This window comes from Brevundimonas fontaquae (genome assembly GCF_017086445.1).
GTDB classification, from domain to species: Bacteria; Pseudomonadota; Alphaproteobacteria; order Caulobacterales; family Caulobacteraceae; genus Brevundimonas; species Brevundimonas fontaquae.
Genome location: NZ_CP070968.1, coordinates 1,719,154 through 1,737,062, shown reverse-complemented (window position 1 = coordinate 1,737,062; position 17,909 = coordinate 1,719,154). Strand labels below are relative to the sequence as shown.

Annotated in this window: 21 protein-coding genes; 6 read left to right on the top strand and 15 right to left on the bottom strand. The window is 65.8% G+C overall.

The window, feature by feature from the left end; translation table 11 throughout:
- The first annotated feature begins 43 nt into the window (after positions 1-43).
- The gene (locus JX001_RS08495) at positions 44-799 is read left to right on the top strand and encodes an SDR family NAD(P)-dependent oxidoreductase (RefSeq protein ID WP_205680747.1); all 756 of its coding nucleotides are present in this window, start codon (positions 44-46) and stop codon (positions 797-799) included.
- Positions 800-806: 7 nt separating this feature from the next.
- Here the strand turns inward: JX001_RS08495 and JX001_RS08490 are convergent, their stop codons facing one another.
- On the bottom strand, positions 807-1,694 hold the full coding sequence (locus JX001_RS08490; RefSeq protein WP_205680746.1) for an oxidoreductase: 888 nt from the start codon (positions 1,692-1,694) through the stop codon (positions 807-809).
- A 144-nt stretch (positions 1,695-1,838) separates the two neighbouring features.
- Here JX001_RS08490 and JX001_RS08485 point away from each other — a divergent pair, with 144 nt between their 5' ends.
- A complete protein-coding gene (locus JX001_RS08485; protein ID WP_205680745.1) occupies positions 1,839-2,717 on the top strand; it encodes an AraC family transcriptional regulator in 879 nt (292 codons plus the stop codon).
- Positions 2,718-2,729: 12 nt separating this feature from the next.
- Here JX001_RS08485 and JX001_RS08480 read toward each other — a convergent pair whose 3' ends face one another.
- The 9 genes from JX001_RS08480 to JX001_RS08440 all read right to left on the bottom strand — a co-directional run bounded on the left by JX001_RS08480 (position 2,730) and on the right by JX001_RS08440 (position 10,179).
- Complete coding sequence (locus JX001_RS08480) at positions 2,730-3,356, bottom strand: methyltransferase family protein (RefSeq protein ID WP_205680744.1); 627 nt, start codon at positions 3,354-3,356, stop codon at positions 2,730-2,732.
- Positions 3,357-3,459: 103 nt separating this feature from the next.
- On the bottom strand, positions 3,460-3,921 hold the full coding sequence (locus tag JX001_RS08475; RefSeq protein ID WP_205680743.1) for an NUDIX hydrolase: 462 nt from the start codon (positions 3,919-3,921) through the stop codon (positions 3,460-3,462).
- Positions 3,922-3,925: 4 nt separating this feature from the next.
- The gene (gene der, locus JX001_RS08470; protein WP_199060368.1) at positions 3,926-5,545 is read right to left on the bottom strand and encodes a ribosome biogenesis GTPase Der; all 1,620 of its coding nucleotides are present in this window, start codon (positions 5,543-5,545) and stop codon (positions 3,926-3,928) included.
- A gap of 31 nt (positions 5,546-5,576) precedes the next feature.
- A complete protein-coding gene (locus JX001_RS08465) occupies positions 5,577-6,959 on the bottom strand; it encodes a PQQ-binding-like beta-propeller repeat protein (RefSeq protein ID WP_088582173.1) in 1,383 nt (460 codons plus the stop codon).
- A gap of 26 nt (positions 6,960-6,985) precedes the next feature.
- On the bottom strand, positions 6,986-7,816 hold the full coding sequence (locus tag JX001_RS08460) for a tetratricopeptide repeat protein (protein ID WP_205680742.1): 831 nt from the start codon (positions 7,814-7,816) through the stop codon (positions 6,986-6,988).
- 79 nt (positions 7,817-7,895) lie between these two features.
- Positions 7,896-8,732 (bottom strand): 3-methyl-2-oxobutanoate hydroxymethyltransferase, encoded by an 837-nt coding sequence (panB, locus tag JX001_RS08455; protein ID WP_205680741.1) that lies wholly within the window; start codon positions 8,730-8,732, stop codon positions 7,896-7,898.
- A 69-nt stretch (positions 8,733-8,801) separates the two neighbouring features.
- Complete coding sequence (locus JX001_RS08450) at positions 8,802-9,218, bottom strand: hypothetical protein (RefSeq protein ID WP_112862236.1); 417 nt, start codon at positions 9,216-9,218, stop codon at positions 8,802-8,804.
- The gene (locus tag JX001_RS08445) at positions 9,208-9,765 is read right to left on the bottom strand and encodes an RNA polymerase sigma factor (protein WP_055808384.1); all 558 of its coding nucleotides are present in this window, start codon (positions 9,763-9,765) and stop codon (positions 9,208-9,210) included. The genes JX001_RS08450 and JX001_RS08445 overlap by 11 nt, the downstream gene beginning before the upstream one ends.
- 24 nt (positions 9,766-9,789) lie before the next feature.
- Positions 9,790-10,179 (bottom strand): DUF6249 domain-containing protein, encoded by a 390-nt coding sequence (locus JX001_RS08440; protein WP_205680740.1) that lies wholly within the window; start codon positions 10,177-10,179, stop codon positions 9,790-9,792.
- Positions 10,180-10,355: 176 nt separating this feature from the next.
- Between JX001_RS08440 and JX001_RS08435 the strand changes: the two genes are divergently transcribed.
- A complete protein-coding gene (locus JX001_RS08435; protein WP_017506104.1) occupies positions 10,356-10,595 on the top strand; it encodes a DUF2188 domain-containing protein in 240 nt (79 codons plus the stop codon).
- Between the two features lie 7 nt (positions 10,596-10,602).
- Positions 10,603-11,412: an endonuclease/exonuclease/phosphatase family protein gene (locus JX001_RS08430; protein ID WP_205680739.1), complete on the top strand. Its 810-nt coding sequence runs from the start codon at positions 10,603-10,605 to the stop codon at positions 11,410-11,412.
- Here JX001_RS08430 and JX001_RS08425 read toward each other — a convergent pair.
- Together JX001_RS08425 and JX001_RS08420 are read right to left on the bottom strand one after the other, a co-directional pair.
- Positions 11,405-11,752, bottom strand: a complete 348-nt coding sequence (locus JX001_RS08425; RefSeq protein WP_205680738.1) for an ArsC family reductase — start codon at positions 11,750-11,752, stop codon at positions 11,405-11,407. The genes JX001_RS08430 and JX001_RS08425 overlap by 8 nt on opposite strands.
- Before the next feature lie 56 nt (positions 11,753-11,808).
- Entirely contained in the window at positions 11,809-12,168 is a 360-nt protein-coding gene (locus JX001_RS08420) for a VOC family protein (protein ID WP_205680737.1), read from the bottom strand.
- A 61-nt stretch (positions 12,169-12,229) separates the two neighbouring features.
- On the opposite strand from JX001_RS08420, the gene JX001_RS08415 reads away from it, so the two are divergent.
- Positions 12,230-12,517 (top strand): helix-turn-helix domain-containing protein, encoded by a 288-nt coding sequence (locus JX001_RS08415; RefSeq protein ID WP_205680736.1) that lies wholly within the window; start codon positions 12,230-12,232, stop codon positions 12,515-12,517.
- Positions 12,518-12,542: 25 nt separating this feature from the next.
- Here the strand turns inward: JX001_RS08415 and JX001_RS08410 are convergent, their stop codons facing one another.
- Complete coding sequence (locus JX001_RS08410; RefSeq protein WP_205680735.1) at positions 12,543-12,923, bottom strand: VOC family protein; 381 nt, start codon at positions 12,921-12,923, stop codon at positions 12,543-12,545.
- Between the two features lie 303 nt (positions 12,924-13,226).
- Here JX001_RS08410 and JX001_RS08405 point away from each other — a divergent pair, with 303 nt between their 5' ends.
- Positions 13,227-14,072 carry a hypothetical protein gene (locus JX001_RS08405; RefSeq protein WP_205680734.1) on the top strand — a complete coding sequence of 282 codons (846 nt, stop codon included), beginning with the start codon at positions 13,227-13,229 and terminating at the stop codon, positions 14,070-14,072.
- 301 nt (positions 14,073-14,373) lie between these two features.
- Here the strand turns inward: JX001_RS08405 and JX001_RS08400 are convergent, their stop codons facing one another.
- Both JX001_RS08400 and JX001_RS08395 read right to left on the bottom strand, forming a co-directional pair.
- Positions 14,374-15,090: a hypothetical protein gene (locus JX001_RS08400; protein WP_205680733.1), complete on the bottom strand. Its 717-nt coding sequence runs from the start codon at positions 15,088-15,090 to the stop codon at positions 14,374-14,376.
- 68 nt (positions 15,091-15,158) lie between these two features.
- A complete protein-coding gene (locus JX001_RS08395) occupies positions 15,159-17,777 on the bottom strand; it encodes a TonB-dependent receptor plug domain-containing protein (RefSeq protein ID WP_205680732.1) in 2,619 nt (872 codons plus the stop codon).
- Between the last annotated feature and the right edge of the window lie 132 nt (positions 17,778-17,909).

Below are 17,909 nucleotides of genomic sequence, written 5' to 3'. Positions count from 1 at the left end.
TTAACACATTGACCCGTCTCGTCGCCACTCCTACCACCCGAACATGACCGACGCCCTGCCCCTGAACGACCGTATCGCCCTCGTTGTCGGCGCCTCGCGCGGCATCGGTTATGAGAGCGCCCTGGCCCTGGCCAAGGCCGGTGCCCACGTCATCGCGACGGCGCGCACCCAAGGCGGTCTGGAAGAGCTGGACGACGCCATCTTCGCCGCCACCGGCCGCCATGCGACCCTGATTCCGTTCGATCTGGTGGACGGCGGGGCCATCGACCGGCTGGGCGGCGCCATTTTCGAACGGTTCAAGAAGTTGGACATCTGGGTCCATTGCGCCGCCACCATGGGCCCCTCGGGCCTGACGCCGGTGTCGCACGCCGACCCGCGCGAGTTCGCCAAGGTCGAAAAGACCAACTTTACCGCCGTCTATCGTCTGATCCGCTCGCTCGAGCCTCTGTTGCGCGCCTCCGACGCCGGCCGCGCCATCCACTTCACCACCAGCGTCGCCAGCGCGCCCAAGGCCTTCTGGGGTATGTACGCCGCGACCAAGGCCGGCGCCGAGACCTTGGTGAAGGCTTGGGCCGACGAGATCGAGAGCACGCCCGTACGCGTCAGCATCGTCGATCCCGGCCGGATGCGCACCGCCATGCGCGCCCAGGCCTATCCGGGCGAAGACCCGTCCGTCCTGCCCCACCCCTCCGAAATCGGCCCCTTGGTGGTCGATCTGGCCCGCCCCGGCGCCACGCCCCCGCTGACGATCCGCTTCCGCGACTGGGCGGCCGGACCGACGACGGAAGCGCTGGTCTAGGCTGGTATCAGCCCCAGGCGCCGCCTAGCCCTGGCTCTTCGCGGAAGGTGAAATCGCCGTCGGTCGAGGCTGAAAGATCGCGCCAGGCCTCCAGTTCGGCCCTCAGGCTGTCCGCCTTCATCTCCACCACGCCGATGGCGTCCGTGCCCGCTGACCATCGCACAGGCGGGTTTTTCGCATTCGCCAAGACGACCAGGGCCCGACCCAACTTCGCAGGATCGCCCGCCTGATTATGGCTGCGCGCGTCGTAGAAGGCGCGGATGGTGCGCGATGCTTCGGCGTAGTCGGCGATGGGATTATCGCCGTATCGGATCGACGAGGCGTCGAGGAAGTCGGTGCGGAAGAAACCCGGTTCGACGATGGTCAGATGGATGCCGAACGGACGCACCTCTTGCGCGACGGACTCGCTGAAGCCTTCGACCGCGAACTTGGATGCGCAATAGATCGCGCCGCTCTCACCGCCCATCAGCCCGCCGATGGACGAGATGTTGAAGACATGGCCCGACCTCTCCGCGCGCATGATCGGCAGCACCGCGCGCGTCATGTCGAACAGACCGAAGACATTGGTGTCGAACTGGGTGCGCGCATCCTGTGCGCTGGTCTCCTCGAAAATGCCGAGGTGGCCATAGCCGGCGTTATTCACCAGAACGTCGATGCGGCCGAAGCGCGCCATGACCGCCTCGACGGCGGCGGCGATGGCGGCCGTGTCGGTGACGTCCAACGTCAGGCTCAGGACCGTGTCGCTATCCGGTCCGAACGCCTCGATCAGGGCGTCGCGGTTTCGACCTGCGACGACGACGCGGTCGCCCGCGTCCAGCGCCGCGCGGGCGATGCCGGCGCCGAGCCCTCGCGCCGCACCGGTGATGAGCCAGGTCTTTTGGTTGGTTGTTGTCATGGGAAATCTCCTCTGCCTGACCGGACGGAGAAGACGCGGTTTCAGGCGCCCGGCGTTAGGGCGATCCGGGCGAAGCCTTGCACGATCCTGTCAAACCGCCCTCGCCCGCTTGCGAATAGCCGGTGACCGGCGCTGAATGCCGCCATGAGCCTCTTGCCCGAAATGACCGACATCGTTGTGCGTCACGCGCCGCCCGATCTGTCACGATCACCCGTGCCCGGTCTGCGCCTATATGGCAGCGACGCGCAGACGCGGGTGGTCCCCGTCGCCTATGATCCAATGCTGTGCCTGGTCGTGTGCGGCGCCAAACAGACGATCCTGGGCGAGACTGTCTATTCCTATCGCGCGGGCGATTGCCTGGTGGTGTCCGCCGAACTGCCGGTATGCGGCAGCATTATCGAGGCGCCGTATCGCGCCCTCAGCTTCGACCTCGATCCCGCCACCATCGCTGGCCTGATGCTGGAGATCGACGTCCCCTCCCCCTCGCATCAGCCGCCGCCGACCGGCATCCATGTAACACCGCTGGAGGATGAACTGCTGGAGCCCATGGCCCGCCTGCTGCGCCTTCTGGACCGCCCCGAGGAGATCGCCGTCATGACGCCGATGATCGAACGCGAGCTGATCTGGCGGCTGCTCCACAGCCGGCACGCCGCGACCGTGCGCCAGATCGGCTCAGCCGAAAGCCGCCTGTCAGGCGTCAGTCGCGCCATCAACTGGCTCCGCGCCCACTATGCCGAACCGGTCAGGCTTGAGACTCTGGCGGACATGGCGGGCATGAGCCTGTCGACGTTCCACCGGCATTTCCGCACCGTGACGACCATGAGCCCGTTGCAGTTCCACAAGCAGCTGCGGCTGCGCGAAGCCCGCGCCCGGCTGTTGACGGGCGTCGAGGGCGCAGCCGAGACCGGCTTCGCCGTCGGCTATGACAGCCCGTCCCAGTTCAGTCGCGAATATGCCCGTCAGTTCGGCCTTCCGCCCGGCCGCGACGCGGTCCGCATGCGTCAAAGCCTGATGATGGGCTAAAACGACTGCCGCTTAAGGCAGGCGCGCCAGAACCCGCAGCCAGCCCTCGGCCTGGGCCAGATCGATCGCTTCGAACAGCGGGATCGCCAGCAGGAAGACCAGGCCGTCGCGGATCGTGGTCAAGAAGAAGGACGGCCGCACCGACAGTTCCGCCTGGTCACGCCACAGGGCGAAGTTGGGCATAAAGCGCGGCGTGCGCGCACGATAGGCCGCATAATCAGAGCCGAAGGTTAAAGCCAGCCAGGCCTCTTCACGACGCACGGTCAGATAGAACACCGCCAGCGACGCCAAGGTGAACAGCACCGCCAGCGTCAGGCTTCCGCTCTGGGCGCCGACGCCGAAGGCGCCGAAGAAGCTGAAGATATAAAGCGGGTTGCGGCTGATCGAATACGGCCCGCGCGAGACGATCTCGGCCTTCTTGCGTCCGCCGATGTAGAGCGAACACCAGGCGCGGCCGACGATCGCAAAGACGATGGCGGCCAGACCGACGGCTTCGACGCCTTCATGCAGCGGACTGTCCAACCCGCTGGCCGATTGGGACACCATAGTCAGACCCACCAGGGCCAGCAGGGCGGCGGCGACGGCCCCCTTGCGAATCTTCTGCACCGCCTGAAGGTCGAACACCTGGATCGTGGTCATGGAGCGCTCCGGATTGATCCGAAACCCAAGCGCCGCTTTCCGCACATGATCAAGCAGTATGTTTGCGAGCGAAAATCGGTCTCGAAACGCCAGGGGTGACGATTCAAAGGGCCGACAGAATATCCGCCAGTTCTGCGGGCCAGATCGTCTCGTCCGAGCCGCAGATGTCGTCGAGGCTCCACCAGCGGTGTTCGACCAGAACAGTTTGCTCCTCATCCGTCCAGCCCTTGGACGACAGGACGAAGTCGTCGGTGCGCAGCAGATAAAACCTCTGATCCACATCCGCCATCCGGCCGTCGGGCAGGCGGAAACCGACGCGGACCTGGGCGACCTGATCGCCGGGGTCTTCGACGACCAGCCCCGTCTCCTCGAACAGTTCGCGGCGCGCGGCGTCTTCAAAAGTCTCGCCAGTCTCGCACCCGCCGCCGGGCGTCGCCCAGAAGGCTGTGCCGGCGAGCGGTCCTTCCGAAAACACGAAGTGAAACAGCAGCACCCGCCCCTGCCCGTCCAGGATCAGCCAACGCGAGGTGGGCCGGGCGGGAAGCGCGCTCTCGGCCTCGCTCACGCCGTCACTTCTTGGCGCCGCCCTTTTGACCCGTGCGGATCCGGCCAGAGCGCGACACCTGGCGGGCGCCGCCGCGTGCGCCCTTCTGAACCGCCACGGACGAACCGGCCTTCTTCGACGCGCTGGACTTCAACCCGCCCAGAACCTTGGGCTGGGCCTTGCGGGTCTTCTTCTGCTCCAGCGCCTTACCGGGCAGTTTGGACAGGGCCTCTTCCTTCTCGGCCTTCTTGACGCGGCGCGGCGCGGTCTTGGCGTCGCCCTTGTAGCGTTCGGGCCCCGACTTGGCGCCGCCCTCGGCATAGGGGTTCACACCGCTGGACTTGACGTTCAGGCGGATCGGCGTGCCCGGCAGGTCGAAACTCTCGCGGATCGAGTTGACCAGATAGCGCTTGTAATGCTCGGGCATCGACTCGGCGCGGTTGGCCATCAGCACAAAGGTCGGCGGGCGGGCCTTGGTCTGGGCGATGTATTTCGGCTTGATCCGCTTGCCGTCCACGGCGGGGGGCGGGTGTCGCTGGGTCGCCATGGACAGCCAGGTGTTCAGGTCCTTGGTCTTCACCTTGACCGACCAGGTGTCATAGGCCTGAAGCACCGCCGGCATCAGCCGTTCGACGCCGCGGCCGCTGTGCGACGACAGGGCCACGAAGGGCGACCCCTTCAGCTGCGGCAGCTTGTCCTCGGCCATGCCCTTCAGCTTGGCCATGCGGGACTGGGGCTCGTCCTCCAGGTCCCACTTCGACGCGACATAGACCAGGGCGCGGCCCTCGCGCTCGACCAGATCGGCCAGCTGCAGGTCCTGGGTGTCGAAGGCGTCGTCCTTGTCCATCATCAGGATGACGACTTCGGCGAAGGTGATCGCACGGATGGTGTCGGCGACCGACAGCTTCTCCAGCTTCTCCTGCACCCGCGCCTTGCGACGCATGCCGGCCGTGTCGACCAGGCGGATGTTCTTGCCCTCGAACTGCCAATCGACGGAGATGGAGTCGCGCGTGATGCCCGCTTCCGGCCCCGTCAGCAGCCGGTCGTCGCCGATCAGGCGGTTGATCAGGGTGGACTTGCCGGCGTTCGGACGGCCGATGACGGCGATGCGGATCGGCTTGTCCGGCTCGTCGATCTCCTCGACGAAGATGTCCTGCGAGGCTGCGACGATGGCGGCGTACAGATCGGCCATCCCCTCGCCGTGCTCGGCCGAGATGGCGACGGGTTCGCCGAAGCCCAAGGCGTGCGCCTCGCCGACGCCGCCGCCGCTTTCGCGGCTCTCGGATTTGTTGGCCAGCAGGATGATCGGCTTGTGCACCCGACGCAGGCGCTCGGCGAAGATCCGGTCCAACGACGTCACGCCCTCGCGGGCGTCCATCATGAACATGACCAGTTCGGCGTCGTCCAGCGCGGCCTCGGTCTGCTCGCGCATCCGGGCTTCCAGGCTGTCGTCGGTGACGTCCTCGTAGCCCGCCGTGTCGATCAGCGTCAGGTCCATGTCGCCGATGTTGCCGTCGGCGTATCGCCGGTCGCGGGTCACGCCGGGGCGATCGTCGACGAGCGCCAGGCGCTTTCCGACGAGGCGGTTGAACAGTGTCGATTTGCCCACATTGGGGCGGCCGACGATGGCGACCTTCAGAGCCATGTCGGCCTTCTAGCTTAGTTTGGGCTGAAAATCAGCGGATGCAGATCAGTTGGCCGTTGTCGGTCAGCACATAGAGCGCGCCGTTATAGGCGGCCGGCGCGATATAGGCGGGCGCGCCCAGCTTCAGCGTCGTCTGCGCCACGCCGGTCTTCGGATCGAAGGCGACGGCCTCGCCGAACGAGTTCACCATCACCAGACGGTTGGAGGCCAGCAGCGGTCCCGACCATTGCGGACGAATGGTGCGACGGCCGAAGGTCAGGAAACCGCCCTCGCGGCGCTCGCGGCCCTCGTTCAGTTCGCGCGTCCAGTAGATCTGGCCCGTGTCACGGTTGGCCGTAATCAGCTGACCCGACTTGGACACCACGAAGACGGCGTCGCCGACCGGCAGCGGCGCGTTCACGCCCGTCACCGGCAGTTGCCACTTGGGCTGGCCCGAACGCAGATCCAGCGCCGACATCACGCCCGAGTGGCTGACGCCATAGACCATGCCGCGGCTGATGACCGGACGGCCCGCCACGTCGCGAACTTCCGACAGGGCGCTGGTGCGGCTGGTGCGCGACAGGGTCTCTTCCCACACCGCTTGGCCGTTCAGGGCGCTCAGCGCGACCAGCTGGCCCGAGGCGAACGGGGCGACGACGGTCGTGCCGCTGACGGCGGGGCTGGAGGCGCGCATGACGCGCGCCGGCTCGGCGATGCCGCGATAGGTCCAGTCCTGGGCGCCGGTGTTGGCGTCAAAGGCGAACAGCTGGCTGTCCACGTCCACGACGAAGACCCGGTTGCCCGAGACGGTCGGGGCGCCGTGGATCGGGGCGTCCACCTGTTGGGTCCACACCACCGCGCCGGTGTTGGCGTCCAGCGCCGTCATCGAACGATAGCCGGACGAGACGAAGACCTTGCCGCCGCCCACGGCGACGCCGCCGCCAAAGCCGCCGTTGCGGTCACGATCAGCGTTCTTGACGTTGGCCTTCCACAGGATCGCGCCGGTGTCGGCCGAAACCGCCGAAACGGTCGATTCGCCGTCCAGCACGAAGATCTTGCCGTCGGCGGCCACGATCGGCGCCATGACGTTGCCGACGTGGGCCGATCCCGAGCCGACGCCCCGCTTCCAGGCGATCTGGAAGTTCGGCGCCGCAATGACGTGCTCGACCAGGTTCTCGGACGTGCCGCCCGGTTGCGTCCAGGCCGTCACGGCCTGCGGACCCGGCAGGAAGAAATCGCGGCCCGACAGGGCGGCCGACGGCGACAGGCTCTGTTCGAACTCCAGCACCGAGATGCGCTGGCCGGCCGAGGCGGTCGCGCCGGCGTCTTCCTTGCCGCCGCCCAGACCGAACGGCAGGTTGCGGCGCACGGTGCCGCAGGATGCCATCGTTGCGGCGACGCCGCAGATCAGCGCGACTTTCAGAACTCGGTTCATCGGGGGCGTCCTGTAAGGGGTCGTCACTATTGGGCGGCCGGCGCGGCGGCGGGAGCCGCCTGAGCGGGTGCGGCCTGAGCCGGGGCAGCTTGGGCCGGTGCAGCCTGGACCGGTGCAGCCTGGGCGGCCGAGGGCGTCATCGCGTTCGCAGCACCGGCGGCCGGCGGCGTCGCCTTGGCGGCGGCGTCGATGATGGGCTTGATGGCGGCTGCGGTGCCGGCGTCGATGGATTCCACGGCGATCTGGGCGCGCTGACGGATCGAGTCCGGCACGTCCTGACCCAGTTGCAGCAGCACGAAGGCCTCGCGCGCTTCCTTGGTCTTGCCGTGTTGCAGGCGCGCCAGGGCCAGGGCCTCCTGGGCGAAGGCGTGCAGCGGGCGCTTGTCTTCGGCCAGCGGCGTCAGGCGCTTTTCGATCTCGGCCAGCGGCGCGGTGTCCATGATCAGGAATGCGGCCTTCAGGGCGGGCGGGTCCGACAGGATCGGATCGCTGGACGCCTTGGCGGCTTCGTCGAACAGGCGAACCGCGTCCTGGAACTTGTTGGCGCTGACGGCCAGGCCGGCCTGCTGCTGCAGGGCCAGGACCTTATAGGCGCCATTGCCTTCCTTGATCGCTTCCTCGAAGGCGGCGCGGGCGTCCATCGGCTTGTCGGCGCGCAGGGCCTCCATGCCGCGATCATAGGCCTCGGCGGCCTTGGCGGCCTTGTTGGAGTTCAGGCTGTCCCAGCCCCACCAGCCCAGGGCGCCGATCAGCGCGACAACCAGCACCACGCCGAAAACGGGCAGCCAGGTCTTGGCCAGGCGCTTCAACTTGTCGGAGCGAAGCTCCTCCTCGACCTGCTCGAAGACATCAACCACTGAAACGTCGCCCCAAAATCGCGAAATGCAAACCGGCGCGGACCCTAGAAGGTCGGCTCCCCGCCCGCAACGTCGTCCGTTACTGCGAAGCCGGCTTTTTCGAGAAGTAGGTCTCGACTTCGGCAGGAAAACGGCGGGTTTTCACATCGCTGGCGAAAGCGGCGGCCGCCCGGTCGATCTCGGTGCGCAGATCGGCGTATTTGCGCACGAACTTCGGGGTCCAGTCGAACATGCCCAGCATGTCGTTGACCACCAGCACCTGGCCGTCGCAGGCGGCCGAGGCGCCGATGCCGATGGTGGGCGCGTCGATCGTCTCGGTGATCTCGCGCGCCAGCGATTCGGCGACGCCCTCAATGACGATGCAGAAGGCGCCGGCCTCGGCGACGGCCCTGGCCTCGGCCAGCACCCGATCACGCTCGCTCTCGGTCCGGCCCTTGGCCTTGAACCCGCCTTCGGCCAGGATCGCCTGGGGTCGCAGGCCGACATGGCCCATGACCGGAATGCCGCGCTTGACCAGGAAGGCGACGATCTCGGCCATTTCGATGCTGGTTTCCAGCTTCACCGCCTGGGCGCCCGTCTCCTTCATCACCCGCACGCAGTTGGCGTAGGCGACCTCCTTGCCGCCTTCGTAGGATCCGAACGGCATGTCCACCACCACCATCGCGCGTCTGGCGCCGCGCATGACGGCCTGCCCGTGCAGGATCATCATCTCCAGCGTCACGCCCACGGTATTGGGCAGGCCGTGAACCGCCATCCCCAGGCTGTCGCCGACCAGCAGCACATCGCAGTGCGGATCCAGCAGGGCCGCCATCGGCGCGTCATAGGCCGTCAGGCAGACGATCGGCTCGCCGCCCTTGCGCCCCGCGATATCGGGCACGGTGATGCGTTTGACGCTCTCTTGGGTGTGGATGGACATCGCCGGGCCTCCTGACGTGAACGGGTCAGATAGGCCCCTGCCCCGCCGGTGTCACCCTTGCACCCGCGCTCACACGTCCTGCGACAGCTTCGCCACGCCCGCCGCCATCAGGGCGACCAAGGCCCCGGCGACGATCCAGAAGGCCATCATGCCCGAGCCGTTCATCACATCCAGCGACCCGACGCCGAGACCTTGAAGGCCCAATCCGTCCAGGCCCGATTGCGCCGCGCCCTGCGCCGTGGCGGCCGCCGCCCTGAGGCCTTGCGCCAAGGTCGTATCGCCGTCGGCGGTGAAGTTGATGTTCACTCCCTCGCGCACCGCCAGCACGCCGCCGATCAGTCCGGCCGCCGTCAGGGTCAGGGCGCGCCAGCGCGACCGCGTCTCCATGCGCGCCTTGACCGTCGCCAGGAACAGGGCCTCGTCCGGCAGGCTCGGCGCCTGGGCGAACAGCCTTTCGATCATCGGATCGAACTCGTCAGCCGACATGGACCGACCTCCCGCCTGAGCCGTGCGCCGGTTGAAGCCGCGCACGGAGTTTATCCAGACCACGTTTGACATGCGATTTCACCGTGCCAAGCGGCAAATTCATGGCTGCCGCGATTTCCGGATGCGACATCCCCGCGCCGTGGCACAGGGAGACGCAGACACGCTCGGTTTCGCTGAGCGTCTTCAACGCCTCGTCCAGGTCCATCAGACCGCCGCGATCGACGACCACATCCGCCTGGTCGGCCTCAATCTCGGCGACGTAGCGCGCCTCCTTGGCCACCCGCTTCAGATAGAGCCGCGCGGCGATCTTCTTGATCCAGCCCGCAAACGTCCCCTGCCCGCGAAACTCCGCGCACCGCTGGAACCCTTGCAGAAAGGCGTCCTGCGCCACGTCGTCGGACAGCGACGGCGTCGCCCCCATCCGGCGCAGCAGCCCCCGCACCGCCGACCCGTGCCGACGCACCAGCTCGCCATACTCCCGCCGACCGCCGGCCGCCGCCTGGGCGGCCAGCTCCACATCGTGGAAGTCTCTCAATGATTTGACCATGACGTTTCCCCCTTCCGGCGGACGTCAGTCTTTGTTCGGGTTGAAGAAGCCCAGGATGATGAAGGCGACGCCGATGGCCATCGGGATGCAGGCGATGCCCAGCAAGGGATTGGCCATGCCGCCATTCCATTGATTGCCGCCCAGATCGCTCAGCAGCCCGAAGGCGCCGAGGCCGATCCCGCCCGCCAGGCTAAGGACGCCCTTTCGAATGTCCTTGGTCCGCGACGGCAAACCCTTCTGAACGTCCTTGGTCATGGCGTCGATCAGTTCGGGCGGCAGGGTCTGACCCTTGTCGACCGCATGCCGAACGGTCAGCTGCATCTCGCGACGCTCGCGGTTCTTGAGAAACGACGGGCCGATGATGACCGCGACGATGGATGCGAAAATGATGAAAACAACAACGACAGGGGTCATGGGATAATCTCTTCTGTGATCCTGCAGCGGCCTGATGCGGCGGCCTTCTGATCACAAGAGGCTGGCCGACGCCTCAACGGATGCGCGGCGTTAGGTGAAATCTTCGTAAGGTCGCCGTTTCGGCCGCCGCCGGTTCGGTCTAGGGTCCGGTCTCATCAATCTCAGGAGCGCGTCCCATGGCCCATGTCACCTATCGCATTGTCGAACATGACGGCGGCTGGGCCTACAAGTCCGGCGACACCTATTCCGAAACCTTCGCCAGCCACGACGACGCCAAGGCCGCCGCCGTGCGCGCCGCGCGCGAGCAGCGCGTGCCGGACCAGACCGCCGCGATCGAATACGAAACCGCCGCCGGCGAATGGGTCACCGAAAGCGCCGACGGCCACGACCGCCCCTCCACGGACGTCGAGGGCTGAGGCCAAGATGATCCACCGTCGCACCCTGCTGGCCGCCGTCGCGCTGGCGCCGCTGGCAGGCTGCGCCACGGCCCCAAAGGCTAAGACGCCCACAGAGCTGAAGCTCGTCACCTTCAACATCTGGCACAACATGGGCGACTGGGCCGCCCGTCGTCCGCTGCTGATCGCTGCGCTGAAGGCCCAGGACGCCGACGTCATCGCCCTTCAAGAGGTGCTGGAGGACGCCAATGTCGGGCTGGAGAACCAGGCCCGGATGCTGGCTCGTGAGCTGGGCGGCTATCACGTCGCCTTCGTCTCAACCGACGCCGAGGGCGCCCCGCGCCGCTATGGCAACGCCCTGCTGACCCGCCTGCCGGTTCTCGCCGAGGCCTCGACCAAGCTTGAGCCGCTTGACGATTTCCGCACCGCGCTTCGGCTTCGCGTGGCGGTCCAGGGTCGCCCGGTCGATGTCGTCGTCACCCATCTGGCGTGGCAACAGGACGCCGGCCCGGTCCGCGCCCGCCAGATCGCATCCCTGCTAGGCTGGCTGCCGCAGGACGGCACGCCCCTAATCGTCATGGGCGACTTCAATGCGACGCAAGAGGATTCGGGCCTGGCGACACTGACCGGCCCCCGCTTCTTCAGCGCCCTGCCCCGCGGCGCGGTCACAACCACCCTGAACCCGGCCAAGGGTCATCCCGAGCGCGTCATCGACCACATCTTCGTCGAACAGGCCGCCTTCACGCCCAGCGAGGCCCGCCGCTTCGGCGATACGCCGACCAACGGCGAATACCCGTCCGACCACTTCGGCGTCGTCGCGACCGTCCGGCTCAGGTAAGCGCGGCGGCGTAGACGTCTGGCTTGAACCCCACCAGCCGTCGATCCCCCAGATCCAGCACCGGCCGTTTGATCATCGACGGCTGGGCCGTCATCAGCGCGATCGCCTTCGACCTGTCGATGCCCGCCTTGTCGGCTTCGGGCAGCTTCTTGAACGTCGTCCCGGCCCGATTCAGTACCGTCTGCCACCCGTGCTCGTCGACCCATTCGCCCAGCCGCCCCGCATCGACCCCGGCCTTCTTGTAGTCGTGGAAGACGTAATCCACCCCCTGCTGCTCCAGCCAGACCCGCGCCTTCTTGACCGTGTCGCAGTTGGGAATGCCGTAGAGGGTGTAGGTCATGGGTCTCTCGAAGGTCAGTTTTGGGCGAATGCGCTATAGCCGCTTTCGACTCGCCTTCAGCGGCTGGACAGGAAAAACGTATTCCCGTCGGGGTCCTGAAAATAGACGTGGGGAAACGGCTTCAACTCAGGCGGCCCCAAAAACTTGACGCCCTTGGCCGACAGGCGTTCGTACTCATACTGGACGTTCTCGCACCCGAATGACCCGTTGAAGAAGGTTCCGACGCGGTCCTCATGGCCTTCCGGCGTGAACAGCAACAGCCCTGTCTGGGCGCCGGGAATCTTCAGCTCGACCCAGCGGCGCTCACCGACGGGCCGGTCGGTCGTGATTGTGAACCCCATCACATCGGTCCAGAAAGCCAGGGCTCGTGTCTGATCGCCCGTTGGAATTCCGACGTAGTTGAGTTTCTTGATCACGTGAGTTCGGGCTCGGAGCGTCGCGTGCTCCAGCCTAGGTCAATCGCGCGGGCGTAGGCAAATGACCAATAAGCGGTACACGATCGACGGCTACGTCCTGGACACGCTGATGCGAGACCTGGTCGGTCATGACCATCGTCCGTCGGCGTTTCTGGTTTATCTGTCCCTGGCGGCGCTGGGCGATGTCGCCCTCAGCCATGCCCAACTGGCGGAGCAGACAGGCCTGTCCAAGCGCAGCGTTCAGGACGCGGTGCGACACCTTGCCGATCGCAACCTGATCCGCGCGGCAAGGTCGGGCGCCAGGGAGGTCACTCGCTATTCCGTGCTGTCTCCCTGGCGCGGCGCCTAGGGCCGCCGTCTGTTCATGCTGGGCTCTATTTCGGCTGCCACAGCTCGATCTTCGTCCCGTCGGGATCCTGAATCCAGATGAAGCGGCCGAACGGATTGTCTTCACCGTGCGCCAGGATGGGCACGTCGTTCGCCCCCAGCCGCGCGATCATCGCGTCCATGTCGTCGACGGCGAAGTTGATCATGAACTCACGCGGCGACGGCGCCATGTGATCGCTGGTCTGCGGGAACGCCATCCACGACACCTTGGGCGGATGACCGGGCGCGTCATAGGCTAGGGCCGCCCCACCCCATGACGCCACGTCTAGGCCCAGCACCTCGCGATACCACCTGGCCAGGGCCTTGGGGTCGGCGCTTTTGACAAACACGCCGCCGATGCCGGTGATCCGGCCAGGCTGATCAGTCATCGCGCCCGCCATGGGCAGAAGCGCCACCGCAAGAAACGCGCGTTTCGAAACCCTCACCATTTCGCATCTCGATCCCCCTTGATCACAGGTCAGCCCCTGCACGCCCAGCTATACCGCCAGCAAAGCAACTCCACCCATTATGGCAATTATTGCTATAGCAGTGCCCTCCATACGAGGCATGGCCCCGTTATGACGGACCGGGCGATGTCGGAATTTTTCTATTCTTCCGACGAGCAAAATCGACCCATGGCGGACCTGAGCGTTTCCATTGAACCGCTGGGCCCCGTCGCATAGGCTTCGCAAATGAACGATCTCGCCTCACTAACCGTGAAGTTGGCGACTAACCCGAAGAAGGCTGCTGAGCTTGCAGCGTTTCACTGGTGTATGGTCGCTGCGGGAGTCCAGTGGGACGGACTTGAGGATACCGAGCAGCCCGATTTTATTATGTCCTATCACGGAAAAAATATCGGGGTCGAGGTCACCGAGGCGCATCGATCTGGCGTAAATGGCAAAAACACAAAGCAGATAGAGGCTGCTCAGGAATGGTTTGCTAATCGGTTGCTTAAACTGTCTAAATCTTCTCTCCCAATAGAAATCGGCCTTTGTTGCGAAGATAATACCGAGGTGAACAAGCTAGAGTGTGAGGAAGCGCTTGATCACATTGTGTCGCTAATCAATTCAGCGTCAGCGAAAATGGACCCTCACTCGGTAATTCTGCTGGTTCGCAGTCATGCGGACATTCCACATTCCAAGCAGCCGAAGATCGAATGTCCTGAGATTCCACGTTTTATTCAGCACATCCAGATCTTAAACGATGGAAACAAGACTACATCTCTCACGACGTGGCGAAGCGCATTCGTAGAAAATCTAACGCAAAATGACGTGGGAAAAGTCATCGCCGCCAAGGAGCAAAGGCTCAAGAACTACGCCTCTTGCGATGAGCATTGGCTTTTAATCATCTCTGGGCTGGTTCCTCCTATCTGCGGCACGGAAAATGTACCTGATGCTCGCTTTGTTTCACTTGCAAAATCGTTTGCGGGCGTTGATTTCAAGCTGCCTATCAAGAGCAAGTTTGATCGGGTGTATTTTTTTCCCAGCCCCACCGAGGATATCCTTTTAACTGAACAGCCGCCTAGCAACGGCGGTTAAGCACCCGTAGCTGACTTTCACAAAGACCGCAGCTTCGTCACAGCCTTGGCCTCGCTACGGACAGATCCAACCTCTTCCCATCCAACCTCGACAACAATCCAGCAACATTGTCAGCTACTTATCCGGCTTCTGCGTCATTCGACCTGACGCGCGTTGCGACGGGGTTATGATGTCGGCGGGTCTTTGAAAACATCACAGCACGGTCGCAAACCGCACGCGTCGGCGAGCCGCAGGGCGAACTCGCCTGCCGCCGAATTAGACAAAGTAGACGAATTAGACGGTGTTTTTGTCGGGCGACCGTCTAGGCCGCAAATCCGGCGAAGACGCCGATGACCATGACGATGAAGGTCGCGATGACGCTGGACAGGCCGATGGCGATCATCACGGCGAAGGCCTTGGCCAGGCCGGGGACCACGCCCCGATACCACCGTCCCCGCCCCATCCGCATGAAGGCCACGATGCCCAGCACCAGCATCAGAAGGCTGCACGCTGCGGCCAGCGGGCCGGGGCTGAACATGAACCAGGCCAGCGGCAGCAACGGCACGGTCCAGGCGTTCAGATAGGCAAAGGCGGCCCTGAACCCGCGTCTCAAGCCCAGGTCCTCGGCGTCCCACAGGCGAAACAGCGGCATGGCGGCCAGAGCATAGAAGGGCGCCATGATGGGCACGGCGACCAGGGACATCCATCCGTCGGCGTCCGACATGAAGGCGTCGCGCGACTTGCCCGCTTCCTGAAGCAGGGGGTTCAGGACATCGGCCGGCATGCTTTCCAGATAGAAGCTCAGGCCACCGCGCAGGAAGACCACCAGCATCAGGATCGCGTTCAGCGCCAGATACAGCCTCAGCGGCTTGGCGTAGCGCCCGCCGCCCGTCGGTCCCTCGATCATCCAGGCCTGAAGCACCAGCCGGGGCCGCACCAGCAGGTCACGCGCGGTCCGCACCTCGGCGCCGCCGAAGCCCAGCGTATCCTCGGACAGGTCCTTGAACGCCTGTTTGCGCGTCGTCTCGCCGTCGGTCATCGGATTCTCCCCTAGGGGATGCATACACCGCCCGGTTGACCGCGCAACCGCCGATCAGAACCGCTTGGTCAGAACCGCTTGCTCAGGCCAATGCTGACCACCCGCCCGCGCGGATCGGCCACGACCGGGTCATAGCCCAAGGCGAACTGCGCCAGGGGCGGCGCCTTGTCGGCCACATTGACCACCCCGAACGACAGATCCAGGTCAGCGCGGATCGTGCGGCTGTAGAGCAGATCGACCGTCGTCTGGCTGGCGATGCTGGCGTCGGTGATGCCGCTGCGGTCATTGGCGTATCCGTCGGTATAGTGGACCAGGGCCGTCACCGCGTTCGCCCCGCCGCTCCAGCCCAGGGCGAACTCCCCGCGATTGCGCGGCAGGGACCGGCCGATGTTGTTCAGGTTGGTCGAACCCACGCCCGACACCTTGGCGGCCGACGCGTCCAGCCGGATGTCATAGGCGTCCACATAGGTCCAGATCGCCGAGGCCGTCGCCTCCCCGCCCCACAGGCCGCGCCGATAGCGGCCCGACAGGTCGATGCCTTGCGTCTCGATGGACGAGGCGTTGACGAAATACAGCTGCACGGAGGTCAGGGCGCCGCTGGCCGAACGGGTGATGCGGCTCTGCGCCGCCGTGCCGGTCCGCCCCGCCGCCGTATCGGCCGCCGCCTGGTTGATGATGGCCTGGGCCGACTCCTTGACCACCTGATCGGCATAGTCGAACCGCCAGGCGTCGACGCCCAACTCCAGCCCTTCGATCGGCGTCCAGACCGCTCCCAGGTTCAGGCTCTCGGACTTCTCGGGCTTCAGGTCGGCCCGGCCCGAGGTCAGGGTGTTGACGAAGACGAACGCCCCCCGGTCGAACACCGACGGCTGCGACGCCTGCGCTCCCGACTGGGCATAGACCGACGGCGCCCGGAACCCCTGTCCCCACGACGCGCGCAGGGCCAGGGCGTCGGTGACATCCCACCGGATCGCGGCCTTGGGGCTGAACCGGCCCTCGTTGCCGTCGTAGGATTCGTAGCGCCCGGCCAGCTGCGCCTCGATCCGGTCGCCCAGATGGAGGCGGGCCTCGGCAAAGGCGGCCAAGGCTTCCTGATCGCCCTCGAAGTCCGGCGACACCCCCGCCGTCAGCAGATCCCCCCGGTTCACCAGATCGCTCCAGTCGTGACGGAAGCCGCTGCGGCGATACTGAGCGCCGACGGCGACATCGACCGATCCGCCGGCCCAGGCCAGGGCCTCGCCGCTGGTCGAGGCGTCCGCCGTCGTCAGGGTCGCCGCGCCCCGCAGGCCGGTCGAGCCGATCAGGCTGTCGATCAGGGCAGTGGTGTTCGCCGTCCCGGTCCCCAGGTAGGCGCTGCCGAACGGGTTGAAATACTGGCAGGCGCCGACGCCGGGCGTCCCCGTGGCGGGACTGCAGCCCGCCCCGCCCAGGCCGTTCAGCGCATTCTGCAAGGCGCTGCCGATGGTGTCGGGCTTGTCATAGGCGACGTGCTGACGGCTGCTGGTCGCCGACAGGTTCCAGGTCCAGCCATTGCCGAAACGTCCATCCAGCCCGGCGGCCAGGCGCCATGTGTGATAGTCGAACTCGGCCTGAGACGCGCCGGCCTCCGCCCCCAGCAGCCGCCCCCGGAACAGCACCGCCTCGCCGAACGGATTGTCGGGATGGCTCGCCGGCACCGTCAGCGACCGCGCCAGGATCGGCAGCGACGGCGACTGGCGCGCGATGGTGTTCGTCGCCGACCAAGCCCCTTGCAGCGACAGGGTCATGTCGCCCACGGGGCGCCGGTAATCCGCGAACAGCTGCGTGCGCGTCTCCTCCGGGACCAGATCGAAGAAGTCCGAATAGTCGAGCCGGCAGAAGGCGTCCGTGGGCGAGTTCAGATAGGCGCTGCCGAACGCCGGATTGCCGCACGCCGGATCGGGCGAAAAACCGTTGCGGCTGGGTCGGAAATAGGAACCCGGCTGGCCATAGCTGGTCACGGCCGTCCAGGCCGCGCGGCCATAGCGTTCAGCCTGGGTGAAGTCCCGCTCGTCCGACCCCAGGGCCGAACGATGGAAATGCGAGGCCGCCAGCGTCAGGTCACCGCCCAGCAGGCCGAACCCGCCGAGCGCCTCGATCACGCTCTCTTCCGATCCGTCGGCTACGGCGTATTTGGCGCTGACTTCTGGCCGGTCCACGCCCCGCCGGGTGATGAAGTTGACCACGCCCGCCACCGCGTCGGAGCCATAGACCGCCGAGGCGCCGTCCTTGACCACCTCGACCCGCTGAAGCGCGATCATCGGAACCAGCGAGTTGATGTCGACGAAGCCCGAGCCGTCCGTCGCCACCACGGCGCTGTTGGTCCACCGCTGGCCGTCCACCAGGACCAGGGTCGAGCCGAGGCCGAGATTGCGCAGGTTGAACTGGGCCGTGCCCGAACTCTGCGGCTGGTTCAGCTGATCCACCTGGGCCTCCGAGCCCGAGTTGGCCGTGACCAGCCGGACCAACTGAGACGCATCGGCGATCCCGGCGGCGGCGATTGTTTCGCGGGCCACAGTCTCTACCAGTGCGATCCGCTCGCCGCCCGCGATCCGCGAGCCGGTGACGACGATGTCGTCCACGCGCGACGCTTCCTGCGCCTGCACGGCTCCGGCGACCGCCAGCCAGGCGACCGAAACCGTCGCCATCAGGATTTTGCGCTGTGTCATGTCGTGGTCCCCGCGATCTGTGGCGGGCTTCTATCCAGCGCCGCCATTTTGCGAAAGCGTAATTTTGCAGATTTGCAAATTGACTCCCAGTCATGCCGGGTGAAAGTCGCATCGGACGACTGGTCTGGAGGA

Coding starts and splice junctions, on each gene's coding strand:
- JX001_RS08495 (WP_205680747.1), top strand. CDS start 44: ATGACCGACGCCCTGCCCCTGAACGACCGTATCGCCCTCGTTGTCGGC.
- JX001_RS08490 (WP_205680746.1), bottom strand. CDS start 1,694: ATGACAACAACCAACCAAAAGACCTGGCTCATCACCGGTGCGGCGCGA.
- JX001_RS08485 (WP_205680745.1), top strand. CDS start 1,839: ATGAGCCTCTTGCCCGAAATGACCGACATCGTTGTGCGTCACGCGCCG.
- JX001_RS08480 (WP_205680744.1), bottom strand. CDS start 3,356: ATGACCACGATCCAGGTGTTCGACCTTCAGGCGGTGCAGAAGATTCGC.
- der (WP_199060368.1), bottom strand. CDS start 5,545: ATGGCTCTGAAGGTCGCCATCGTCGGCCGCCCCAATGTGGGCAAATCG.
- JX001_RS08465 (WP_088582173.1), bottom strand. CDS start 6,959: ATGAACCGAGTTCTGAAAGTCGCGCTGATCTGCGGCGTCGCCGCAACG.
- panB (WP_205680741.1), bottom strand. CDS start 8,732: ATGTCCATCCACACCCAAGAGAGCGTCAAACGCATCACCGTGCCCGAT.
- JX001_RS08450 (WP_112862236.1), bottom strand. CDS start 9,218: ATGTCGGCTGACGAGTTCGATCCGATGATCGAAAGGCTGTTCGCCCAG.
- JX001_RS08445 (WP_055808384.1), bottom strand. CDS start 9,765: ATGGTCAAATCATTGAGAGACTTCCACGATGTGGAGCTGGCCGCCCAG.
- JX001_RS08440 (WP_205680740.1), bottom strand. CDS start 10,179: ATGACCCCTGTCGTTGTTGTTTTCATCATTTTCGCATCCATCGTCGCG.
- JX001_RS08435 (WP_017506104.1), top strand. CDS start 10,356: ATGGCCCATGTCACCTATCGCATTGTCGAACATGACGGCGGCTGGGCC.
- JX001_RS08430 (WP_205680739.1), top strand. CDS start 10,603: ATGATCCACCGTCGCACCCTGCTGGCCGCCGTCGCGCTGGCGCCGCTG.
- JX001_RS08425 (WP_205680738.1), bottom strand. CDS start 11,752: ATGACCTACACCCTCTACGGCATTCCCAACTGCGACACGGTCAAGAAG.
- JX001_RS08415 (WP_205680736.1), top strand. CDS start 12,230: ATGACCAATAAGCGGTACACGATCGACGGCTACGTCCTGGACACGCTG.
- JX001_RS08410 (WP_205680735.1), bottom strand. CDS start 12,923: ATGACTGATCAGCCTGGCCGGATCACCGGCATCGGCGGCGTGTTTGTC.
- JX001_RS08405 (WP_205680734.1), top strand. CDS start 13,227: ATGAACGATCTCGCCTCACTAACCGTGAAGTTGGCGACTAACCCGAAG.
- JX001_RS08400 (WP_205680733.1), bottom strand. CDS start 15,090: ATGACCGACGGCGAGACGACGCGCAAACAGGCGTTCAAGGACCTGTCC.
- JX001_RS08395 (WP_205680732.1), bottom strand. CDS start 17,777: ATGACACAGCGCAAAATCCTGATGGCGACGGTTTCGGTCGCCTGGCTG.